General features: G+C 69.0%; 11 protein-coding genes. 4 read left to right on the top strand and 7 right to left on the bottom strand.

The annotated features are described in order from the left end of the window. Positions 1 to 57 precede the first annotated feature (57 nt). Both VRZ77_RS05625 and VRZ77_RS05620 read left to right on the top strand, forming a co-directional pair. Positions 58 to 1,740, top strand: coding sequence for a multicopper oxidase family protein (locus VRZ77_RS05625; protein ID WP_414591682.1), 1,683 nt, complete (start codon positions 58 to 60; stop codon positions 1,738 to 1,740). Positions 1,741 to 1,965: 225 nt separating this feature from the next. Then, positions 1,966 to 3,894: an acyltransferase family protein gene (locus VRZ77_RS05620; protein WP_414591681.1), complete on the top strand. Its 1,929-nt coding sequence runs from the start codon at positions 1,966 to 1,968 to the stop codon at positions 3,892 to 3,894. Positions 3,895 to 3,949: 55 nt separating this feature from the next. Here the strand turns inward: VRZ77_RS05620 and VRZ77_RS05615 are convergent, their stop codons facing one another. The 4 genes from VRZ77_RS05615 to VRZ77_RS05600 all read right to left on the bottom strand — a co-directional run bounded on the left by VRZ77_RS05615 (position 3,950) and on the right by VRZ77_RS05600 (position 9,597). Continuing rightward, positions 3,950 to 4,945 carry an antibiotic biosynthesis monooxygenase gene (locus VRZ77_RS05615; protein ID WP_414591680.1) on the bottom strand — a complete coding sequence of 332 codons (996 nt, stop codon included), beginning with the start codon at positions 4,943 to 4,945 and terminating at the stop codon, positions 3,950 to 3,952. Continuing rightward, complete coding sequence (locus VRZ77_RS05610) at positions 4,942 to 7,650, bottom strand: molybdopterin-dependent oxidoreductase (protein ID WP_414591679.1); 2,709 nt, start codon at positions 7,648 to 7,650, stop codon at positions 4,942 to 4,944. The genes VRZ77_RS05615 and VRZ77_RS05610 overlap by 4 nt, the downstream gene beginning before the upstream one ends. Next, complete coding sequence (locus VRZ77_RS05605) at positions 7,647 to 8,477, bottom strand: FAD binding domain-containing protein (RefSeq protein WP_414591678.1); 831 nt, start codon at positions 8,475 to 8,477, stop codon at positions 7,647 to 7,649. Before VRZ77_RS05605 ends, VRZ77_RS05610 begins: the two co-directional genes overlap by 4 nt. A 181-nt stretch (positions 8,478 to 8,658) precedes the next feature. Further along, entirely contained in the window at positions 8,659 to 9,597 is a 939-nt protein-coding gene (locus tag VRZ77_RS05600; RefSeq protein ID WP_414591677.1) for a DMT family transporter, read from the bottom strand. Positions 9,598 to 9,967: 370 nt separating this feature from the next. Between VRZ77_RS05600 and VRZ77_RS05595 the strand changes: the two genes are divergently transcribed. Then, entirely contained in the window at positions 9,968 to 10,840 is an 873-nt protein-coding gene (locus VRZ77_RS05595; RefSeq protein ID WP_414591676.1) for an EamA family transporter, read from the top strand. Between the two features lie 3 nt (positions 10,841 to 10,843). Here VRZ77_RS05595 and VRZ77_RS05590 read toward each other — a convergent pair whose 3' ends face one another. The 3 genes from VRZ77_RS05590 to VRZ77_RS05580 all read right to left on the bottom strand — a co-directional run bounded on the left by VRZ77_RS05590 (position 10,844) and on the right by VRZ77_RS05580 (position 13,433). Continuing rightward, positions 10,844 to 11,758, bottom strand: coding sequence for a LysR family transcriptional regulator (locus tag VRZ77_RS05590; protein WP_414591675.1), 915 nt, complete (start codon positions 11,756 to 11,758; stop codon positions 10,844 to 10,846). Positions 11,759 to 11,828: 70 nt separating this feature from the next. Further along, positions 11,829 to 13,082, bottom strand: a complete 1,254-nt coding sequence (locus tag VRZ77_RS05585) for a CaiB/BaiF CoA transferase family protein (RefSeq protein WP_414591674.1) — start codon at positions 13,080 to 13,082, stop codon at positions 11,829 to 11,831. Between the two features lie 54 nt (positions 13,083 to 13,136). Further along, positions 13,137 to 13,433, bottom strand: a complete 297-nt coding sequence (locus tag VRZ77_RS05580; RefSeq protein WP_414591673.1) for a hypothetical protein — start codon at positions 13,431 to 13,433, stop codon at positions 13,137 to 13,139. Positions 13,434 to 14,007: 574 nt separating this feature from the next. Between VRZ77_RS05580 and VRZ77_RS05575 the strand changes: the two genes are divergently transcribed. Next, the coding region (locus VRZ77_RS05575; RefSeq protein ID WP_414591672.1) for an ATP-binding protein at positions 14,008 to 15,836 on the top strand (1,829 nt) is incomplete at its 3' end.

The raw sequence follows: 15,836 nt of genomic DNA, 5'->3' as shown, positions 1-15,836 counted from the left end.
TCCTTGCCGTGGGCGTAAGCTTCCTGCTGGTCGGCGAAGACCGGCGGGGAGGGGCGGATGGACAAGAGGGAAGGCAGCGTCGTGCGGGCGGAGCCGGGCACTAAGCCGGGCACATCGCGGCGCGAAATCCTGGCCGCGGGACTTGCCGGCCTCGCCGTGCCGGGACTGGCGGCACCGCTGGTCGCCCCTCTCATCTCGCTTCCGGCCCGGGCGGCGCCGGCCACCCCGGCCATGAACCATTCCCCCGCCCCGCCAGCCGGGGAAGGCGCGCCGGGCCGCGCGCGGCCTCCCGAGGATCTGCGCTTCGGGGCCGGCGCCCCGCTACGCAGTCCCTTCAGGCCCGGCGAAATCCTGCGTGAGCCGCAGGTGCGCCGCTCGGTGAATGGCGAACTCGTCACCACGCTGCGCGCGGCTTACGGCTATCGCGACATCGGCGGCTACCGGCTCTATCTGCGCGGCTTCGAGGACCAGATGCCCGGCCCGACGCTGCGGGCCCAGCCCGGCGACGTGCTGCGCATCACGCTGATCAACGACCTGCCGCCGAACCGCGAGCAGATGCCGGCCTATATGAACCAGCCGCACATGCTCAACCTGACCAATTTCCATGTCCACGGCCTCCATGTCAGCCCGTCCGGCCTCTCCGACAATGTGCTGCGCACCATGGAGCCGGGGCAGGCCTATCAGATCGAGATCCGCATCCCGGAGGATCACCCGCGCGGCACCTACTGGTATCACCCCCATCACCACGGCTCGGCCGACGTGCAGCTCTCCAGCGGCATGGCCGGGGCGCTGATCATCGAGGATGGGCCCGAGCAGGTGCCGGAGGTGGCGGCCGCGAAGGACGTGACGCTGGTGCTGGGCGAGGTGGTGTTCGACGGCTTCGGCATGGTCGAGGGCTTCGATGCCCTGTTCTCCGAGACCTCGGTGCGCTTCCTGTCGCTCAACGGCCAGCGCGCGCCGACCATCACCATGCGCCCCGGCGAGGTGCAGCGCTGGCGCCTCGTCCATGCCGGCTATCAGGACGACCTGTTCCTCCACCTCGCCGACCACAAGATGCAGGCTATCGCCCGTGACGGCATCGGGCTGGTGATCATCGGCGAGGGCGAGGTCTGCACCGACCAGATGGAGCGCCGCGATACCGTGCTGATCGCACCCGGCCAGCGCATCGACGTGCTGGTGAAGGCGGGCGCGCCGGGGAGCTACGAGCTGAAGGCGCTGCCCTATGATCAGGGCTATCCCTCGCCCTTCGGGCCGATCGCCACGCTAAAGGTGGAGGGCGACCCCCTGGAGATGGCGCTGCCCGGCCGGCTCGTCCCGCCGCCGCTGCCCACCATCCGCGACGAGGAGATCACCAACCGCCGCCGCGTGGTGTTCTCCGCCGTGGTGCCCGAAAATGAGGCCGCCGCGCACTGGCGCGAGTTCACATTCCTGATCGACGGCAGGACCTTCGACATCAACCGGGTGGATCACGCCGTCAAGCTCGGCGCGGTCGAGGAATGGACGCTGGTCAACGCGCATTTCCACGACCACATCTTCCACATCCATGTGAACCCGTTCGAGCTTATCAAGGTGAACGGCGAGGACGTTCCCCCGGTCTGGCTCGACACGGTGGTGCTGCCGCGCAATGGCAGCCTCACTTTCCGGTCGCGTTTCACCGATTTTCCCGGCCGCTACGTGCTCCACTGCCACATGATGAACCATGAGGAGATGGGCATGATGCAACTCATCGAGGTGTCGTGAGCGGCGCACCGGCACGGCGGCTGCCCGGATGAGATTGGCCGGGGCACTTGAACATGGCCGACACCACCGTGCATGATCGCGGCGAGCCGTTTGGGCTCGGGGCCTGACGGCCTGAACCGCCTCCGGCGATTTTGACCGTCTGGCGGATTTACTGCATCTGTTGGTTTTTCAGCCTTTATCTTGCATGGCCGGATATTAAGCGCCGTATCGTTTCAGGGGTTCGTTTTGGCAAGCTACAGGTATGACATCCAGGGAGTGCGCGCGCTTGCCGTCCTCTCTGTCGTCATTTTTCATGCCTTCCCCAGCCTGTTGACGGGTGGATTCGTCGGCGTCGACATCTTCTTCGTCATCTCCGGCTATCTCATCACCAATTCGATCACCAAGGACATCGAGCTCCGGCGTTTTTCCCTGCAGGAGTTCTACCGGCGGCGCATCCGGCGGCTGTTTCCCGCCATGGCGCTGGTGCTCGCGGCGTGCATCGTCGCCGGCTACATCTTCTTCGACCCGCAGCAGCTTCGCGGCCTGAGCCAGTCGGTGGTGGCGACGATGCTGTTCGTCTCCAACATCTATTTCATGAAGACGACGGGCTATTTCGACGGCGCCTCGGACGCCAAGCCCCTCCTTCACACCTGGTCGCTCTCGGTGGAGGAACAGTTCTACATCCTGTTCCCCATCTTCATGTTCTTCCTGTTCCGGTATTTTCGGCGCGGCGCGCTCGGGTCGATGGTTCTGCTGACCATTCTGTGCCTGATCCTGTCGGAGGCGATCGTGCGGCTGCGCCCGGAATGGGGCTATTTTTTCACGCCGGCGCGCGCCTTCGAACTGCTGATCGGCGCGACGGTGTCGCTGATGGTGCCGCGCTTCCGCCTCGCGGCCTGGCCGAAGGCGATGGAGGCGCTCGCCGGTCTCGGTCTGGTGCTGATGATCGTGCCGATGGTGTTCTACTCGAACAAGACCGCCTTTCCCGGCATCGCCGCCGCCGTTCCGTGCCTGGGGACGGCGCTTGTGCTGTTCGTGGGAGGTTCCAGCACCGGCACGCTGGTCGGGCGCCTGCTGTCGGCCGGGCCGTGCCAGTTCTTCGGCAACCTGTCCTATTCGCTCTATCTCTGGCACTGGCCGCTGCTCGCCTTTCCGCGCGCGGTGCTGGGGCTGGAGCTGGAGCCGTGGGTCGCGAGCCTCAGCGTGGTCGCCGCCATCGTGATCAGCGCGGCCAGCTATCGCTGGGTGGAGACGCCGTTCATCCGGCCCGGCTATCCCCGGCTGCCTTATCTCACGGTGGGAGGCGGCATGATCGCGGCGTTCTGCGCCGTCGGGATCGCCGGCCATGCGCTGAACGGGCTGCCGATGCGCTTCTCGCCGGAGGCGCGTGTGCTGTTCGCGGCGACCGACGACGCCAATCCCAGGCGCGCCCAGTGCCACAACGGCACGGAAGCCAACATCTCTTATGACAACAACTGCGTGTTCGGCGCCGAGGGCGCGGCCGCCGATGTCGTGGTGTGGGGCGACAGTCACGGCGCGGAACTCGCCTATGCGCTTGGCGAGGTCGCGCCGGCCGCCGGCCACAAGGTGATGCAGATCACCGCCTCGGCCTGTCCGCCGGCGCTTAACACCGCGCGTGCCGGGCGGCCGAGCTGCCAGGCTCACAATGCCCGGACATTGACGGCCCTCGTCGCCGACCGAAATGTCCGCACGGTGGTTCTGGTCGCCTATTATCAGGTGCTGCGCAAGGAAAAGGGCTTCGATACCGGTTTCGAGGAGGTGGTGCGCGATCTGCGCAAGGCCGGCAAGAATGTCGTGATCGTCCTGCCCATTCCGGTCTACGACTTCGACGTGCCGAGTGTGCTCGGCAGCATGCAGGAGCGCGGCGGCGATCTCTCGTCGATCGGCGTCCGGCAGGCCGAGTTCGACGCCGCGGTCGCCGGCACCCGGACCTTCCTCTCCGACCTCGCCGCGCGCTACGGCGCCCGCATCTTCGATCCCGCCTCGCTGTTCTGTGACGGTGCGTTCTGCCGGGTCTATAGCCCTGCGGTCGGCGTGCTGTACTTCAACGAGAACCACATCAGCCTGACCGCGGCGCGCCACCTGTCGGCTCCGCTGCTGCAAACGCTCGCCGGCACGGTCTCGGCGGCGGCCGGGTCGCCGCCGCCGCAATGATCGTCGCCCGTTCCTGCTCCCTCCGGATCGAGAACGGGGCGGCGCGATCAGGCGCTCACAGCCACAGGAACAGCGCGATCATCGCCCCATAGAGCGCGACAACCAGCGCGGCGCCGGCGGGGTGGACCCAGGCGCGGGTCTCGCCCGGGCGCAGCCACCAGGAAAAGCGCCGGCTGACCCAGGGCACCAGCTTCGACAGGATCAGCACGCTCGCGACATTGCCGATGAACAGTGCCGCGGCGAAGGGCATCTGCGCCCAGCCCAAGAGCACCGGCCCGCCAATGACGAGGCCGAACAGGAACACGACCGGATAGAGCATCAGCACCACCAGCATGTTCTGCTTCCATGCCGGCGGCGCGCTCCCCATTGCCCCGGCGGGCGAGGGGAACCATTGCTCGAAGCCGGTGCGCACCACGCGGGCGTGGAATTCCTCGGTGAAGGCGTCGGCCTCCTTGAGCAGGGCGAGCCGTTCCGGCGAGGCGAACCACCCCTGGAGGTGCTCTTCGGTGTCGAAGCGCAGGATCGAGAGCCAGTCCTCCTGCACGCCGGGGATCGGCGGCTCGAAGCGATAGCCCTGGAATCCCGGCGCCCGGCTCTGCGCCGCGGCGATGCGCTGCTCCCACGCACGATAGGCGGCCTCGCGCCCCGGCTTCACGCGCGTGGAGATCACCGCCGAGACCGGGGAGGGCAGCACGCCGGCGGCGCCGTCGCGCACCAGATGCACGTCATCGCTGCCCGAAAGCGCGGGCTGGATGCCGGCGACGCGGGCAAGCCGCTCCGCCGAGTTCAGCCAGGCGGTGGCCTGTTTTGTCGAGGCGAAGCGCTGCAGGATCACCCAGTCGACCTGCGCCGGCGGGGCGGGCGGGTTGATCTGCTGCTCGATGAAGCCGGGAAAGCCGGCGACCACCGCGCCGGTCTCCTTCTGCCAGAGCGAAAACTCCGCCTCGCGCCCCGGCAGGACGCGAGTCTGGGTGACGATGGTGACGGCGCCTTCCGCCTCGCTCTCTCCCGCCCCGCGGTTCCTCGCCGCAGCTTCCCCGGCCTCGCTCACGATGCGGGTTCCGGCGCGGGAAACTTGTCGAACACCCGGTCGGGCGCGAAGGGCAGGGTGTCGAAGCGGATGCCGGTGGCGTCGCGCAGCGCGTTCGAGACGGCGGGCGCGACACAGTTGATCGCGCATTCGCCCTGCGCCTTGGCGCCGAGCGGGCCGATCGTGTCGTAGGTGTCGGCGAACAGCAGCGTGGTGCGCGGAATGTCGGCGAAGGCGGGGATGTGGTAGTTGCGCAGCGCCGGATTGAGCATCCGCCCGTTCGCGTCGTGGACCATGTGCTCGGTCAGCGCCCAGCCCAGCCCCATCGCCACCGCGCCCTCGATCTGCCCACGGCATTGCAGCGGGTTGATCAGCCGGCCGATATCGGCGGCATGCACGCTGTGCAGGATGCGGATCTCGCCGGTGATGCGATGTACCGCGAGGCGGATGCCCTGCACGTTGAAGGCGACGGTGCGCGGGGAAAGATAGGCCTTGCGCTTGGCCTCGAAGCGGTGGCCGGCCAGCGTGCCGAGCCGGTAGAGCTCGGTCAGCTCGATCCGCGTATTGCCGCTCTCCACCGCGCCGTCGGTCAGCGTCCAGTCCTCCGGCGCGGTGTGGGTGCGCCGCGCGGCATAGGCGAGGATGCTCGCCCGCAGCGCCCGCGCGGTCAGCTCCACCGCCTGCCCGGCAACCACGGTGCCGGTGGAGGCGAAGGTGCCGGTGTCGTAGGGCGTGAGATCGGTATCGGCGTTGATGATCGCGATGTTGTCCGCTCGCGTGCCGAGCAAGGCGGCGGCGATCTGGCGGTGCGAGGTCACCGAGCCGTTGCCCATCTCGGTGGAGCCGATGGCCAGATGATAGGAGCCGTCCGGCCTCAGGCTCATCTGACCGCCGGAGCGGTGCTCGGTCGGCGGGCCGGATTCCAGCATGGAGAACGCGATGCCGGTGCCTTCCAGCCAGTCGTCGCCCTCGGGCTTCTCCCATCCGCCGCCGCCCGCCAGCTCGCTCTCCACCATGTCGAGGCACTGGTCGAGGCCGTAGCTGCCGAAGGCGACATCGGTCGGGTCGCTCCACACCGATTCGATCACGTCGTCGGGGCCGATCATGTTCTTGCGGCGCATGGTGAACGGGTCGATACCGAGCTTGGCCGCGAGGTCGTCGATGGCGCATTCGATGGCGAAGCTGGTCTGCGAGGCGCCATAGCCGCGAAAACCGCCGCCGGGCACCATGTTGGTGTAGACCGCGTGGCCGACCGCCTTCTTGTTGCGGCAGCGATAGGCGGCGGGCGGGGAACCGAGCGCGGCGCCCAGCGTCTCGCCGCCATGGCCACCATAGGCGCCGGTGTTGGACACGACCTGGATATCCAGCGCCGTGAGCGTGCCGTCGGCTTTCGCGCCGAGCTTCACCCGCGTGGTCATCTGGTGGCGCGTCGTGGCGCCGATGAACTGCTCCTCGCGGGTGAATTCCCATTTCACCGGCCGGCCCAGCTTCATCGTGGCCAGCAGGCACAGATCTTCGGAGATCATCTCCTGCTTGCCGCCGAAGCCGCCGCCGACACGCTCGGTGAAGACATGGAGGTCGTGCGGGAAGATGCCGAACAAATAGCAGAGCTTCTTGTGGGTGATGAACGGCGCCTGCGTCGAGGTGCGCACATGTAGCCGCCCGTCCTCGCCGCGCCAGGCGATGGAGCCATGGGTCTCCAGATGCGCGTGCTGGACGCGCGAGGTCGAATAGGTGTGCTCGTGCACCATGTCGGCCTGCTCGAAGCCGCGCTCCACCGAGCCGACCTCGCCCTTGATGGTGACGTAGATGTTGCCCTTGGCCTCGTTGCCCTTGTCGTGGAGGATGGGCGCGTCGTCCGCCATCGCCGCGAGCGGATCGAACACGGCGGGCAAGATCTCGTACTCGACCTCCAGCGCCCGGCAGCCGGCCTCGGCGGCCGCTTCGGTCTCGGCGACCACGGCGGCGATGCGCTGGCCGACGAAACGGGCGACATTGTCGAGTATGTAGGTGTCGTCCGGGTCGACCAGATGGTCCTCGTGGGTCGCGGTGCTGTAGAGCTTGCGCGGTACGTCCTCGAAGGTGAACACCTCGATCACGCCGGGAATCGCCAGTGCCTTGTCGCGGCGGATCGACAGGATGCGGGCATGGGCGTGGGGCGAGCGCAGCACTTTCAGGTGCAGCAGGTTCTCGACCGCGACATCCATTGTGTAATGCGCGTGGCCGGTGACGATGCCCATGCTGAACGGGTTGGCGAGGCTCGCCCCGCAGGCTTCCCCCGCCACGTCGTCCTGCGTCGCGCGCCGGCCGTGCACCGCGTCCTCGATGGCGCGGTAGCCGGTGCAGCGGCACAGATTGCCCTTGAGATAGCGCGGCAGGTCGGCGCGCTGTTCCTCGTCCAGCGCGGCGACGGTCATGATCATGCCGGCGGCGCAGAATCCGCACTGGAACGCCTGCGCCTCGTGGAACGCCTGCTGAACCGGGTGCAGGCCGTCGCCATCGGCGAGGCCCTGGATGGTGGTGACCTCGCGGCCCTTGGCGCGGAAGGCGGGCATCAGGCAGGAATGGATCGGCTTGCCGTCGAGCCAGACGGTGCAGGCGCCGCAATCGCCGGCATCGCAGCCCTTCTTCACGCCGAACACCCCGGTCTCGCGCAGGAAGGTGCGCAGGCACTGGCCGGGTTTCGGTTCGGCGGTGACGACCCGCCCGTCAATGGTGAAGCTCATGACAGGCTCCCCGCCCCCGCGAGTTCGGCGCGGATCTCTTCCGCGAAATGAGTGGTGAGGTGCCGCTTATAGGCCGGCGTGCCGTTCACATCGTCGAACCAGCCATCCTCCGGCACGGCGGCGGCGATGGCCTCGCGCAGCTCCCGTGCCGTGGGCGGAGCCGCGAAGGCGAGTTGCACCGGGTGCGGCGTCGCGGCGGTGATGGTCAGCAAGAGGTCGCCCGCCGCGCCCGCGGTGCCGATGATCAGGGCCGCCGAGCGGCCGAGCTTGGTGAGCGAGGCCCGGCGCATCGCGGCGCGTCGCTCCAGCGCGGCGGCGGGGATATGGATCGCGCGCAGCAATTCGCCCGGCGCCAGCACATTGGCATGGTTGCCGGTCACGAAATCCCGCGCGAGCACGGTGCGTGCCTCGCCGCCGCGCGGCCACAGCGTGTAGCGCGCCTCCAGCGCCACAGTGAGCGAGACCATCGCCCCGGCCGGCAGTGACATGCAGATATTGCCGCCGACGGTGGCGACATGGGCGACCTTGAACGACATCAGCAGCGCATGGACGCAGGCCCGCAGCAGTGGCGCGGCGGTCCAGCCGGGCGGGGCCTTGAAGTCGCCCAGCACGCCGATCGGGCAGGTGGCGGCAATGTCGAGGCCGGCCTCGCTCGCGATCAGGTCCGGCCATGCGAAGGCGTTGAGGTCGACGAAGGTGTCGACGCCGATCTGCGGCTCCGACATCAGCCAGGTGCCGCCGGCGAGCCAGGCATGGCCGGGCGGCCAGCTGGCGATCTCTGCCGGCGAGGCCGGCGCGAGCACTGAATGCACGGTATGCTGGTCCATGCCGCCCCCCTCGCGACCGGGCGTGCCGGTGAGGGGCGGGCCGGGCGGATGCAGCGTCCGAAAACGGCGCCGTCCATCCTGCTTCGGTCAGCCGTCTCCGCCTTGCTACGCCCTTGGTCGTAGACAGTAGAACGTCATCCGGGCGGCTGCCTAGATTGGAGTTGTAAAAAACGTCGCGCGTTCAACGCCGTCGCGACAGCACGATGGCGATGCTCGCCAGCACGGTGACGAGCCCGGCCAGCGACAGCGGCGCCGGCTCCTCGCCCAGGATCGCCCAGCCCGCCAGCACGCCGACGATCGGGTTCACATAGGCGAAGGTGGTGGCGATCACCGGGCTGAACACCCGCAGCACCCGCAGATAGGAGGTCAGCCCGATCACAGAGGCGAACACGATCAGGAAGCCGATGGCCAGCCATTGCCGCAGGCCCGGCATTTCCGGCAGCGGCGCGGCCTCAGTGGTGACCAGAACCGTCAGCGCCACCGAGGCGGCCAGCATCTGGAACGCCGCCGCCCACTCCGAGTGCATGCGTCCGGCCAGCGGGCGCTGCACGATGGTGCCGAGCGACCAGCTGGTGCCGGCGCCGATCAGTACCAGCACGGTGAATTCGGCGAAGCCCGGCTCGATGATCGCGGTCGTACTGCTGAAAAGCGCCGGCGCGACCACGAGGAACAGGCCGAACAGGCCCAGAACCAGCCCGAAGATCAGGCGCGGGCCGGGGATCGCCCGTTCGATCAGCAGGTCGAGCACGCAGCTCCATAGCGGGATCGCGCCCATGGCCATGACGATGAAGCTGGAGGCGGCATGGCGCGAGGCGAGCGTCGCCAGCCCGTTGCCGGCCACCCACATCAGAAGGCCGCTCGCGGCGCAGACCAGCAGGTCACGCGGCGCCGGCCGGCCCGGCCAGCCATGGCGGAACGCGGCGAGGCCGGCGAGCAGCGCCGTCGCACACCACATGCGCACGCTCTGAAGCTGGAAGACGGTGAGCACGGCGGGGCCGGACAGCGCGACCTTCACCGCCAGATAGCCGCCGCCCCACACCAGATAGATGGTGAGCAGATGACCATAGGCGGAGAGCGGAATGGAGCCGGGCCTGGTCTGCCCGGCCGTGTCGGTCGCCATGGCGGTGAGGGTTCCTGTCGGCCGTCTGCGGCCCGTCGAATCGAGAACGCGTGGCTGTCGGTCGGGTTTCTCCCGATCGGAAGGGGCTCGTAGCCTGCCGGGGGCGGGTCGGCAATACATGACCTGAAGGAAGATAAAACGTTTGACCCGGACCTGTGTCCGCCGGGCCGCGCTCTTTCTCAGCGGCGCCCGACCGGCTATATCGGGCACATCGACTGAGTGGCAACTAGGGTTCCGGGCGCGTGCCGCCGCTGGACCGAGCGTTGCGGACACCGCGGCGACCCCGTCGCGGCTGCACCCGAGGGACAAAAGCCCAGAGGAGGAGATGTCGAGGCAATCCGATGCCCGTCGCGGGCATCAAGGAGGTCTCGTGTCGTTTCTTCCCCTTGTCCTCGTCGTCGGGGCGGCGTTCGTCCATGCCCTGTGGAACCTGCTCGCCAAGCGCGCGGCCAGCGCCGGCCCGGCCTTCGTCCTCGCTTCGACGCTGATCGCGTGCCTTGCCTATGCGCCGTGGGTCGGCTGGCTGCTGGCCGGCGGCGGCGCCGGCTGGAACGCGGCGATGCTGGCGGCGACCCTCGCCAGCGGCCTCGTGCATCTCGGCTACAGCCTGTGCTTGCAGCGCGGCTACCAGGTCGCGGATTTCTCGGTGGTCTATCCGGTAGCGCGCGGCAGCGGGCCGTTGCTCTCGGCCAGCTTCGCCTTGCTGTTTCTCGGCGAGCCGGCGACGGCGGGCGGCATCATCGGGCTGCTCACGGTGGTCGCCGGCATCGGCCTGATCTCGACGCAGGGCGAGCTCGCCGCCTTCCGCCGACCGGAAGGCCTGCGCGGCGTGCGCTGGGGCGGGCTGACCGGGGCGCTGATCGCGACCTATACCGTGATCGACGCCTATGCGGTGCGCCATCTCGGCCTCGCGCCGGTGCTGCTCGACTGGTTCGCCAATCTGGTGCGCCTTGTGCTGCTGGCGCCGGTGGCGCTGGCCCGGCCCGCCCGGTTCGCGGCGACGATGCGCGGCCATTGGCGGCTGGCGGTCGGGGTCGGGCTGCTCTCCCCGCTCTCCTATATTCTGGTGCTGTTCGCGCTCGACATGGGCGCCCCGGTCAGCGTGGTGGCGCCGATGCGGGAAATGTCGATGATGCTTGGCGCCCTTCTGGGAATGGTCGTCCTGAGAGAGCGCGTGGGTGTGTGGCGCCTCATCGGCTGCGCCGTGCTGATCGCCGGCGTGGTGCTGCTCGGCACCGCGTGAGCGCTACCAGCCCTGATCCCAGATCGGGGCGCCGCGGTAGCAGGTGGCGAGGAAATCGACCAGCACCCGCACTTTCAGCGCCAGGTGCCGGCTCGGCGGATAGAGCGCATAGAGCCCGTGCGGCGGCCCTTCGAGATCCGCAAGCAGCCGCCGCACCGTGCCCGCGCGCAGGCTCGGCCCGGCGATGAAGCTCGGCAGATAGGCGATGCCGAGCCCGGCTTCGGCCGCCGCCAGGCACGCTTCGCCCGAGGAGAAGCGCAGCCGGCCCGCCACCGCGACCGTCACCGGCGCGGGCTGCCCCGGCAGGCGGAACGGCCAGTTCGGCAGGTCGCGCAGATTGGTGTCGAGGATGCAGTCATGGCCGACGAGATCGCCGGGTTCCGCCGGAACGCCGCGCCGCTCCAGATAGCCATCGGCGGCGACCAGCACGAGGCGCATGTCGCACAGCCGCCGGGCGATCAGGCTGCTGTCGCCGGGGGTGCCGATACGGATGGCGGCGTCGAAACCTTCGTCCACCAGATTCACCACGCGGTCGGAGAAGCTGACATCGAGCTGGATATCCGGGAAGGCGCGGGCGAAATCGAGCAAGGCCGGGGTGAGCTGGAGCGTGCCGAACGACATCGGCGCGGTCAGGCGCAGCCGGCCGGCGGGGGCGCCGGAGGCGTTGCGCACCGAGGCGTCGAGTGCATCGAACTCGTCGAGCAGCGGCTTGATGCGTTCGTAATAGGCGAGGCCGACCTCGGTGGGCGCGAGCGCGCGGGTGGTGCGCTTGATGAGCTGGATGCCGAGCTCGGCCTCCAGCCGCGACACCAGCTTGGAGGCCTGCCCGCTGCTGGTGCCGAGCCGCTGCGCGGCGCTGGCGAAGCTGCCGCCGTCCAGCACCGCCACGAACATGCGGTCGCAGTCGAGGCGTTCCATCGATACCTTCCGTTAGGGCGCCAATTTTGGAAAAAGGATCACATTCCCTGCCAATATGGAAGGGCCGCGCTCAGATGACCCCTGCCGCCCGCAGCGCCGCGCGTTCCGGTTCGCCCAGGCCGAGCAGCGCGCCAAGCACCTCGTCAGTGTGCTGGCCGAGCAGGGGCGGGGCGCTCGCCTCGTCCATCGGGCTGTCGCTGAGCCGCAACGGACTGCGCACGCCGGGGGCGAGGCCGCCGCTGGCGTGGGGCAGGGCGAGCGCGAGGCCGCGCGCCAGCGCCTGCGGCTCGGCGAAAGCCTGCGCGACGTTGTTGATCGGCCCGGCGGGAATTCCCGCCGTGTCGAGCATGGCGAGCCATTCCGCCGTGGTCTGCGTCTTCAAGGCGGCCGCCACCAGCGGGACCAGCGCCTCGCGATGGGCGACCCGCCCGGCATTGGTGGAAAAGCGCGGATCGGCGGCGGTCTCGGCCAGCCCCGCAAGTCGGCAGAACCGGGCGAACTGCGCGTCATTGCCGACCGCGAGGATCAGATGGCCGTCAGCGGTCTCGAACGCCTGATAGGGCACGATGTTGGGATGGGCGTTGCCGAGCCGGCGCGGCGCGGTGCCGCCGACCAGATAGTTCAGCGCCTGGTTGGCGAGGCTCGCCATGGCGACGTCGTACAGCGCGAGATCAATATATTGCCCGCGCCCGCTGCGGTGCCGCGCCTCCAGCGCGGCGAGGATCGCGATGGTGGCGTGCAGCCCGGTGAGCACGTCGACCAGCGCGACGCCGATCTTCTGCGGCTCGGTGTCGGGATGCCCGGTGACCGACATCAGCCCGGCCATGCCCTGGATCATGAAATCATAGCCGGCGCGGGACGCCTCCGGCCCGTCCTGTCCGAAGCCGGTGATCGAGCAATAGATAAGGCGCGGGTTGAGCGCGGACAGGCTTTCATAATCGAGCCCGTAGCGCTTCAGGCCGCCGACCTTGAAATTCTCGACCACCACATCGCTGGTCTGCGCCAGCCGGCGGATCAGCGCCTGCCCCTGCGGGCTCGCCATGTCGATGGTGACCGAGCGCTTGTTGCGGTTGGCGCAGAGGAAATAGGCGCTCTCGCGCGTGTCGCTGCCCTCGCCGTCCTTCAGCCAGGGCGGGCCCCAGCCGCGGGTGTCGTCGCCCGCGCCCGGCTTCTCGATCTTGATGATGTCGGCGCCAAGATCGCCGAGCATCTGCGTGGCCCAGGGGCCGGCCAGCACGCGGGAGAGGTCGAGCACGCGCACGCCATCAAGTGCCCGCGTCGCCAGTGCCCGCGTGGCCGCCGGGGAAGTGTCGTGCTCGCTCATGTCCTGCCTGTCGCTTCATCACGGCGGGGGCGGGCCCCGCCGGGCCGGTTCGCGCTACTCGGCCATGATCTGCGGCGTGCCGCAGGCCGGCGGCGCGCAGTCCGGGAGCTTGATCTTCGCCGCCGGGCCTTCCGGCGGCGGGCCGGGCGGGGGCACGGTCTCGCCGGTCATGGGCGCGGGGGGAATCGGGTCGCCCTCGGGCGGCGGCAGGATATTCGGGTCGGGAAGCGCGGGGCCGAGGCTGCCGCCATTGCCGCCGCCGGGCGGAAGGTCCTGCGCCATCGCTGGCGCGCCGGCCGCCATCACCAGCAGCACGGCGACCGGAAGGCTGAATCTCTGGAGTGCGTTCATCGTGACCTCCCATCGCGGCGGGACCGTACCGGTTCCGCCCTGTTGCGCTGAGTCTAGCCTCCGGCTTCGGCCGGTTCCACGAAAAAGCAGCCTGAAAGCCGACGGGGCGCCGCGCGTGCCGGCCCCGTGACCGCGCTTCAGCGCGTGCGCAGCCACATATAGGCGGTGAAGGCGGCCAGCAGAGCGGCGAGCAGGCCAGCCGAGATGTTGCGCAGCCGGCGCCAGTCCTTCTTGGTCATCGACATCCTCGCGTCAGCGGCCGGGCGCACACGCCCCGTCATGCGGACGATACACCGATCCGCGCCGCCCGCGAGGCTTGGCGGCGATCGCGCCGGCCTTGTCGACCTCGACGCACAGGCCCCCTTCTCCCGGGCGGCGGAGCGGCGGGACATTTCGCCGGAGCCGGGCGTCTGAAAGTAAATTATCGACAGGCGGAACCTTTTCCCGGACTGCGCGTTTTGGCGGTTGCGGCGGGGTGGGCAGCGGGCGGTCGCAGGTCACGACATATCGGACCTGCGGTGGCGCGTTGCGGGTTTCTCCCGCCGTCCTTGCATGAAGATGGCGCTCGGGCGAGATGACGACGTACAAAGACAAGACTAGCGAACTTCTTCTGTATTTTCTGCTGCTTGCATTGATATCGGCCGTCTTCGTCGTCGACCTGCTGGTCCCCTTGGGAACGGCGGTGTGGATCGTCTATCTGATCCCCTCGGTCCTCGCCTATCTCGCCCGCCGCACCCTCGTGCCGCCGGTCGCCGCGCTGCTGGTGACCGTGCTCATCGTCATCGGCTATATGGTCGACCGGCCGGGCATCGACCCGTCGGTCGCCTTCCGGAATCGCGCCATGGGCGTGGTGACGATCTGGATGCTAGCCGGCATCGGCTTCCAGTTCATCCGCAACAAGCTCGCGGTGCAGCGCGAGGAATGGCTGCAATCCGCGCAGGTCGACCTCGCCCGCCAGATGATGGGCGACCTGACGCTACAGGTGCTGGGCGAACGCATCGCCACCTTCCTGGCCGAGCGCCTCGGCGCGCAGGCGGCGGCGTTCTTCGTGCGCGAGGGCGAAGTGTTCGCCCGCGTGGCGAGCTATGGCGTGCCGGCCGACGCGCCGGTGCCGCTGCGCGTCGATCGCGGCGATGGTCTCATCGGGCGGGTGATCGCCAGCGGCCGCAGCCTCGTGCTGAAGGAGGTGCCTGACAACTACCTCTATTTCGGCTCGGCGCTGGGCTCCGGGAAGCCGTCCTCGCTGCTGATCGCTCCGACCCTTCAGGACGAGGCGGTGAACGGGGTGATCGAGCTCGGCTTTCCCGGCGCGGTCTCCGGGGACATCATCGAGCTGATGGAGCGCATCGGCGCTCCCGTCGGCGTCGCGCTGCGCTCGGCTCAGTATCGGGCGCGGCTGGTGGAGCTGCTGGAGGAGACCCGGCGCCAGTCCGAGGAATTGCGCGCCCATGGCGAGGAGCTTGCCGCCAGCAATGAGGAGCTGGAGGAACAGAGCCGCCAGCTCCAGGAATCGCAGCGCCGGCTGGAGCTGCAGCAGGCCGAGCTGGAGGAGACCAACGCGCATCTGGAGGAGCAGACCCAGCTTCTGGAAGTCCAGCGTGACGAACTCGCCGGCGCGCAGGCCGCGCTGCAGCGCCAGACCCAGGAAGTGGAGACGGCGAGCCGCTACAAGTCGGAATTCCTCGCCAACATGTCCCACGAGCTGCGCACGCCGCTGAACGCATTGCTGATCATGGCGCGGCTGCTGGGGGAAAATCGCAGCGGCCATCTCAGCGAGGAGGAGGTCAGCTTCGCCCGGGTCATCGAGAGCTCCGGCACCGATCTGCTCACGCTGATCAACGACATTCTCGACCTCTCCAAGATCGAGGCCGGCAAGCTCGACCTCCAGCCGCAGGCGGTGGCGCTTGGTCCGCTGCTGGACAAGCTGATCCGCTCCTTCGAGCCGCAGGGTGCGCAGAAGGGCATCACCGTGCGCGCCGAGCTGGCGGCGGGCGCTCCCGAGGCGTTCGAGACCGATCCGCAGCGGCTGGAACAGGTGCTCAAGAACTTCCTGTCCAACGCCGTGAAGTTCACCGAGAGCGGCGAGGTCGTTCTGCGCGTCGCGCCCGAAGGCGAGGACCGGATCGTGCTCGCCGTCGCCGATACCGGCATCGGCATCGCCGAGGACCAGCAGGAGGCGATCTTCGAGGCGTTCCGGCAGGCCGACGGCACCATCGACCGGCGCTATGGCGGCACCGGGCTCGGCCTGTCGATCTCGCTGGAGCTCGCCGGCCTGCTCGGCGGCGAGATCCGGCTCGACAGCGTGCCAGGCGAGGGCAGCACCTTCACGCTGGTGCTGCCGCGACGGTTTGCCGGCGCGCGGGGGGAAGCGGCACGCCCGGTGCGCTCCATCCGGCCCGTGGC

Source organism: Ancylobacter sp. G4_0304 (assembly GCF_047501495.1).
Classification (GTDB): Bacteria; Pseudomonadota; Alphaproteobacteria; order Rhizobiales; family Xanthobacteraceae; genus Ancylobacter.
The sequence above is the reverse complement of the archived record's forward strand: the minus strand, read 5'-3'. Positions and strand labels throughout refer to the sequence as shown.

Excerpts from the sequence above, each read along its gene's own strand:
- VRZ77_RS05625 (WP_414591682.1), top strand. The coding sequence starts at position 58 with ATGGACAAGAGGGAAGGCAGCGTCGTGCGGGCGGAGCCGGGCACTAAG.
- VRZ77_RS05610 (WP_414591679.1), bottom strand. The coding sequence starts at position 7,650 with ATGAGCTTCACCATTGACGGGCGGGTCGTCACCGCCGAACCGAAACCC.
- VRZ77_RS05605 (WP_414591678.1), bottom strand. The coding sequence starts at position 8,477 with ATGGACCAGCATACCGTGCATTCAGTGCTCGCGCCGGCCTCGCCGGCA.
- VRZ77_RS05600 (WP_414591677.1), bottom strand. The coding sequence starts at position 9,597 with ATGGCGACCGACACGGCCGGGCAGACCAGGCCCGGCTCCATTCCGCTC.
- VRZ77_RS05590 (WP_414591675.1), bottom strand. The coding sequence starts at position 11,758 with ATGGAACGCCTCGACTGCGACCGCATGTTCGTGGCGGTGCTGGACGGC.
- VRZ77_RS05585 (WP_414591674.1), bottom strand. The coding sequence starts at position 13,082 with ATGAGCGAGCACGACACTTCCCCGGCGGCCACGCGGGCACTGGCGACG.
- VRZ77_RS05580 (WP_414591673.1), bottom strand. The coding sequence starts at position 13,433 with ATGAACGCACTCCAGAGATTCAGCCTTCCGGTCGCCGTGCTGCTGGTG.